Genomic DNA, 6222 nt, shown 5'->3' on the forward strand with positions numbered 1-6222 from the left:
ATGGAATTGCAAATGGTCAAAACAGAAAAAGAATTACAGGATGCCTATAAAGTTCGATTCACTGTGTTTGTAGAAGAACAAGGCGTACCGGAAGATTTAGAAATTGATGACTTAGAACAAGAAGCGCTTCATTTTATCGGATATGAGGAAGAAGAGCCGGTAGCAGCAAGCAGAATGCGCTTTGTTGATGGTAACGCCAAGATGGAGCGTATTTGTGTATTGCAATCACAACGTGGCAAAGGCTTTGGGCGAGATATCCTGTTATTTATGGAAGGAATTGCAAAAGAAAAAGACATTGACACATCCAAACTAAATGCCCAAACGAGAGCAGAAGCATTTTACCAATCACTGGGTTATGAAACCATTTCCGGTGAATTCATGGATGCTGGTATCCCACATGTCACCATGACAAAATCATTATGAGACTTTCATCACGAGCTAAAATGTAAATACATTTTAGCTTTTTAATTTGGAATCGTTTCAGCATGTATGCACATGATTGTTTTGGTATATCCTAATAAAAAATCTGATAAAGATAGGAGAAACAACTATGCATTACGGTTCCATTTTTGTAGAGACATTGTTTGGTTTTGTTATGTTGTTTATTCTAACTAAATTACTGGGAAAAACACAGATCAGACAACTTACAGCATTTGATTTTATCTCTGCACTCATTCTTGGGGAATTAGTTGGGAATGCCCTCTATGATAACGAAGTTGGCATTAGGGATATTGCTTTTGCAATTCTGTTATGGGGGGCTTTATTATATTTGACAGAAATTATTACCCAACGTTTTAAGAAAACAAGGTCGATGCTAGAGGGCCGGCCGTCAATTGTTATCCATAAAGGGAAATTACAGCGCGAAGAAATGAAAAAAAGCAAGCTAGATATGAATCAGTTGTTACATTTATTGCGTTCCAAAGATGTATTTTCCATTCGAGAAGTAGATTATGCTATCCTCGAAACGGATGGTACAGTTTCTGTTCTAAAGAAAACCGGCTATCAAACCCCCACACGTAATGACTTTAACCATCCCCCTGAACAAGTCGTCTTATCCTTTATGCTCATCAATGATGGTGAAATAATAACGGATAGTCTTCGTGAAATTGGAAAAGATGAAAACTGGCTAAAAGAAGAATTAAAAAAACAAGAAATCACTTCTGTACAGGAAGTATTTTATGCTGAATATGAAATAGGCAAAAATTTATATGTTCAAGGATATTAGCAGTTAATAGAAGTAGTTCAGTTTGGGTATATCTTAATGAAAAAGTACTTCAAACTGAACTACTTTTTACATTATTTTATACAGTTGCCTCAAACTTCCCACCTTTTCCAGTGACTTCTGCATATACGGTATGTTTAATCTGACTTTTTTGTTCCGTTACTTGATGACGCTTTCTTTTCTTTTGCTGAGAAATCATTATTTTTTTAGGCTCTTCTTTCGTTCGTTCCTCTTTATAACGCATGCCAAATTGGATCGGGTATAGCCTTTCAATTGGAAATGGGTCTCGCTCTTCATGTGTGACACGATTATGATACTGTTGATACTGATAATTCTCAACTGGCATAATATATCCCATTAACGTCCATCTCCTTTCAAGGTTCTATATTATTCTATACCCATATTTTCGGAAAATGAATCATACTTTTGTCCGTCGAAAGAAAATTTTGCGATGGTAAAGCATTGATTGAAGAGTTACCATAGAGATCTGTTACGAGCTACAACACTACACCAAAAATAAAACAGATAGCTTCTCACGAAAAAGCTATCTGTTTTATTATTAGAGCCATGAAAATGGAGGACGTACGTCTTTATCTTTGTCATCATCATCGTCTTGTTCGTCTTCAACATCCTCGACAGTTTCTTTTTCAAGCAGTTCCTCATCTTCGGATTCCACTGCACGTGGACCAAAGAAAGGATCATGACGTCGAGTTGGTTCAATGCGAACATTGTCTGCTTTGATAACTAAGTCTTTCACATAAATCACTTTCTTCTTCTCTGACACGTTCTTCACTCCTTCTTTCTTTTATATCAAAATGTACTAGGTTTCAAATGGTCATTACATCTTATGCAACAGGCAAAGAATAGTGTCATTTATCACGATATTAAAGACCGAACATGTTAATTTCTTTAATTTGCTGCAGCGGAACAGATACCGGTCTCTGTTTACTTGCTACTTTTATAATCACCATTTCGTTTTGATAGTCTTCAATTTTTCCTATATACTTTTTCCGTTCCGTTATTAATTCACATTTTACTTTCGGAAGATGAAAAGGCATAGAAGCAAAATAAATCACTTTTTCCAATATAGTCATCTCATCAAAATTTTTTTTCTTTAGTTCTTTCTCAGGCAAATAACGACTAGAATAATCTGCTGCATGTGGTTGTTTATCATTAGCACTAACAGCATGATAATGTGACTGCATGGTACGTTTCGGCTCTGTCAAGTTAGGCTGCGAAATATATAACTTTGGCAATTCTTTCTTTTCACTGATGGAGTCCATCTTCATTACCTCCTTAAGACACTTCATGCTTATATATATGACAAACGTCTACAGCTCGTGAAAAAAAATAAGCAATAATCATGAAAAACAAGGCAACTGTCTATACAGATAGACATTTTCTACATAGAGTATTATTGTTAACGAAAACTTTTATTCGAAGAGGAGTGTACTATAATGGGTAAAAATGTAGGATGTCATGATGATATTTCGCCTGTAGGTGGAAGTGATTGTGTTTGTGATGTTGTTCGTGCAATTAATGATGCTCAAGATAATGTAGTAGAAATGGAATGTGATGTAAGTTGTGCGCGTTCGATTCAAGATCTAGTATCACCAGTGCGAGGTAATGGCTTAGACACTGTACCTTTTATTCTATATGATAAAAAAGGCAAACCTTTTAAAGGATTCGGTGCTGAAGTTCGTGGAGGTCGATTCGAATGCTTTAGCAGCTTTATTTTCCGTGTAAATGAAATTGACGATAAAGACTGCTGTGCAATTTTAGAACTACTAGTATTTGACGACGATGACAAGGCTTGTGGGGACCCATGTGAACAACTTGATCACGAACAAGTTGAAGATTTAGAACGTACTGGTATCTGTATTACTGTAGACTTGAATTGCTTCTGTGCAATTACTTGTTTACCTGCAGTTTCTTTGTTTAACTAAAGTTAGTGCTCTTCCAGTGAAAAGCTGGAAGAGTTTTTTTGTTTATTTAACCATATTACTTGAATTAGTATAGCAATTTCTGATAAAATCCGACACGTTGTACAAAAAAGGGTGAATAGTTAGAAACAGAAAAGGGTAAATTAAATTGTGCACTCATACACAAAACAGTTTTTGGAAAGGATGTTAGAATGAAAAAGGTTACAAATGTCTTTTATATTTCTCTGGCAATTTCACTGCTATTTATTATATGGGGGATCATTCCTAAAGACGTATTACCGGAATGGAACCTTGACCATGTCACTTCTCTTATTCAAGGTTTTCTGGTAACTCGGTTCGGTTGGTTCTACTTGTTAGTAACTACAGCCTTTGTCATTTTTGCGATATTCTTAATTGTCTCTAAATATGGAAACATTGTGCTTGGCAAAGATGGAGACAAGCCCGAATACAATTACTTAACATGGTTCGGTATGCTATTTAGTGCTGGTATGGGAATTGGTCTTGTCTTCTGGGGGGCAGCAGAACCAGTTTGGCACTTACACTTGCCTCCATTTCCGACCGAAACAGAAGCAGCAGCAGCACGTGTAGCTATGCAACACAGTTTCTTTCACTGGGGCTTTCATCCATGGGCAGTATATGCCACATTAGCACTTGCATTAGCTTATTTTCAATTCAGAAAGGACGAGCCCGGTTTAATCAGCAGTACTCTAAAGCCTCTTTACGGTGACAGAATGAACGGTGGCTATGGTACATTAATTAATGTAATTGCTGTATTTGCAACGATATTTGGTGTTGCGACCTCATTAGGTCTTGGTGCACAACAAATTGCTAGTGGTTTAGAATTTGTTTCTAATAATATTTCGAATACTATCTATACGCAACTTATTATTATTGCAGCCGTTACAGTACTTTTCATGCTTTCGGCATTAACCGGTTTAGACAAAGGAATTAAAATTCTAAGTACCACCAACATTGTCGTAGCTATTCTATTAATGCTCTTCTTATTATTTACTGGCCCAACAAACTTCATTATGAATTTCTTTACAACGACATTAGGTTCCTATATTTCGAACTTACCCGAGATGAGTTTCCGTATGGCACCTTTTAATGAAGAAAATGCGCACTGGTTAGAAGATTGGACGATTTTCTACTGGGCTTGGTGGATCGCATGGGCTCCATTTGTTGGTATGTTTATTGCCCGTGTATCCCGTGGTCGTACGGTTAGAGAGTTCGTTGTTGGAGTCTTGCTAGTACCAACCATTTTTGGTGCACTATGGTTTAGTGTATTCGGCGGATCAGCTATTCACCTAGAAATGAACGAAAATATCGATATATTTAACATCATCAATGAATCCGGCTCAGAAGCGGCACTATTTACCGTTTTGGAAAACTTTCCATTAAGCTTAATAATGTCAGTACTAGCCGTATTACTGATCAGTACATTCTTTATTACATCAGCTGACTCGGCAACTTTCGTCCTTGGGATGCAAACAACAAATGGCGAATTGAATCCAGATATTAAGGTGAAAGTTGCATGGGGGATTGTTCAATCAGGAACTGCAGCTGTATTATTGTGGCAAGGTGGTTTAGGAGCGTTACAAACCGCATCGATCATTGCGGCTTTCCCATTTGCCATTATTATGATTATGGTGATCTTCTCGATATTTAAAGCATTCAGAGAAGAAGCACGTCTATATACATTAAAACGGAAAAAAAGAGAGCAGAATTAAAAGAGAAGGGTTTAACCTTCTCTTTCCTCTCTCTCGATTTTTTTAATCCTCTTGACTGGTTTATCTGTCCGAACTAAATCAGCCTTCCCAACCAATGAATATATAAACTATTACATTCCCATCTTTCGCAGATCATTTTACATCCTTTGCTAATACAAGCAAAAAAATAAAGCCCATAATCATGAGCTTTATTCATATTTCGCCAATCTATTTTGTTCTTCTTCCTCTGTTAGTAATCGAGTTGCTTTACCTACATCACCATTTTGTAATGTCCATACTCTATTATGGTCTTCCACAGCTTGGAAGAAGTCTCCTTCTTCCCATCTTGTTAAAATATCTCGGTAAACCTCTTCATGTTGGTAGCCTAACTTGGAATTATTATACTTTCAAGTCTTTAAGTACATTCTTTCAAAGTGGAAAACAGCCTCATTTTAGCTAGAAAGTCTTTTAAGTGTCTAAAAAACGTTGTTTATCTTCTGGCTTTGGAATCATACATTGGTCTTTTTTACCAAACCAACGGTAGCGATTTTTAGCTAGAATGCTATAGAAAATATCACGAACTGGTTTTGGTATAACAAGAAATATGACAAAAAATTGATAAAATCCTTTCAGCTCTTTAGCTATACGTAAAGCTGCCGTAGACTTTGTATAAACACGATCTTTTTCAATCAAAACCATACTATCCATATCTTGTGAGGCACGGTGTTTTGTTAATAATTGTTGGCCCTTTTCACTTTGTAACGATGCGAATTGGAACTTGAGAGTGGGATCTCTCTTGATTATAAACTGCACACTGCTACTGCAGAAATTACAAACACCATCAAATAAAATGATTCGTTTCATACATAGCACCTCTTTTAATCAGTGTATCAAATGTTGGTATAGTAATACAAAAGCAAATGCTTAAGTTAACAACGACTTCCGCATCCTCTGCCATGCATACGTCTTGAGATATACTTGATTATAGTAATCAAGTTCACATGAACCTCTCATCACTAAAGTGACGAGTTTCTAATGTATCAATTTCAACCGATGCTTAACATTAGTGGGCGGGACACGACGCCCTCTATCCCCTCGGCAAAAGCGTTAGGGACTACTTTTCTTATGATATTTCCCGCTGCATTCACATCAGCGTGGATGCAAGTGTTCTCTTGGGTCCGATATAACCCTCGGTTTACTCTGCGGCCACTAAATCTAACCTTCGCTGGAACACCTTTTTCATAGGTGGGCAATTCATCCATGTCTACCAAACTTGCTTTGGATGTGTAACTTTCTTCTTGGCGGTGCACGTGGATGCCATACGCTTCCGCTTTGTATGCAATCATAC

At 37.0% G+C, this 6222-nt stretch carries 9 protein-coding genes and 1 pseudogene; 4 read left to right on the forward strand and 6 right to left on the reverse strand.

Annotated features, from left to right (window positions below):
- A complete protein-coding gene (locus GHT08_RS19975; protein WP_163583150.1) occupies positions 1 to 423 on the forward strand; it encodes a GNAT family N-acetyltransferase in 423 nt (140 codons plus the stop codon).
- Positions 424 to 550: 127 nt separating this feature from the next.
- Positions 551 to 1225, forward strand: a complete 675-nt coding sequence (locus GHT08_RS19980) for a DUF421 domain-containing protein (RefSeq protein ID WP_163583151.1) — start codon at positions 551 to 553, stop codon at positions 1223 to 1225.
- Positions 1226 to 1301: 76 nt separating this feature from the next.
- Here GHT08_RS19980 and GHT08_RS19985 read toward each other — a convergent pair whose 3' ends face one another.
- From GHT08_RS19985 to GHT08_RS19995, 3 genes are all read right to left on the reverse strand, one after another.
- Positions 1302 to 1580 carry a hypothetical protein gene (locus GHT08_RS19985; protein WP_163583152.1) on the reverse strand — a complete coding sequence of 93 codons (279 nt, stop codon included), beginning with the start codon at positions 1578 to 1580 and terminating at the stop codon, positions 1302 to 1304.
- Positions 1581 to 1781: 201 nt separating this feature from the next.
- Positions 1782 to 2006 carry a hypothetical protein gene (locus tag GHT08_RS19990; RefSeq protein ID WP_163583119.1) on the reverse strand — a complete coding sequence of 75 codons (225 nt, stop codon included), beginning with the start codon at positions 2004 to 2006 and terminating at the stop codon, positions 1782 to 1784.
- A 100-nt stretch (positions 2007 to 2106) separates the two neighbouring features.
- Positions 2107 to 2505 (reverse strand): CotO family spore coat protein, encoded by a 399-nt coding sequence (locus tag GHT08_RS19995; RefSeq protein WP_163583153.1) that lies wholly within the window; start codon positions 2503 to 2505, stop codon positions 2107 to 2109.
- Positions 2506 to 2679: 174 nt separating this feature from the next.
- Between GHT08_RS19995 and GHT08_RS20000 the strand changes: the two genes are divergently transcribed.
- Complete coding sequence (locus GHT08_RS20000) at positions 2680 to 3168, forward strand: CotY/CotZ family spore coat protein (RefSeq protein WP_163583154.1); 489 nt, start codon at positions 2680 to 2682, stop codon at positions 3166 to 3168.
- Positions 3169 to 3356: 188 nt separating this feature from the next.
- Positions 3357 to 4895, forward strand: a complete 1539-nt coding sequence (locus GHT08_RS20005) for a glycine betaine uptake BCCT transporter (RefSeq protein WP_163583155.1) — start codon at positions 3357 to 3359, stop codon at positions 4893 to 4895.
- A 188-nt stretch (positions 4896 to 5083) separates the two neighbouring features.
- On the opposite strand, the pseudogene GHT08_RS22295 reads toward GHT08_RS20005, so the two are convergent.
- From GHT08_RS22295 to GHT08_RS20015, 3 genes and pseudogenes are all read right to left on the reverse strand, one after another.
- Positions 5084 to 5248, reverse strand: a pseudogene (locus GHT08_RS22295) (DUF6241 domain-containing protein); the annotation flags it as partial.
- Positions 5249 to 5342: 94 nt separating this feature from the next.
- Entirely contained in the window at positions 5343 to 5738 is a 396-nt protein-coding gene (locus GHT08_RS20010; protein WP_163583156.1) for a thiol-disulfide oxidoreductase DCC family protein, read from the reverse strand.
- Between the two features lie 182 nt (positions 5739 to 5920).
- Positions 5921 to 6222: zinc ribbon domain-containing protein (locus GHT08_RS20015; RefSeq protein WP_163583157.1), on the reverse strand; the 302-nt coding region annotated here is incomplete at its 5' end.

Origin of the sequence: Gracilibacillus saliphilus, assembly GCF_010994085.1 — a bacterium.
GTDB classification, from domain to species: domain Bacteria; phylum Bacillota; class Bacilli; order Bacillales; family Amphibacillaceae; genus Gracilibacillus; species Gracilibacillus lacisalsi.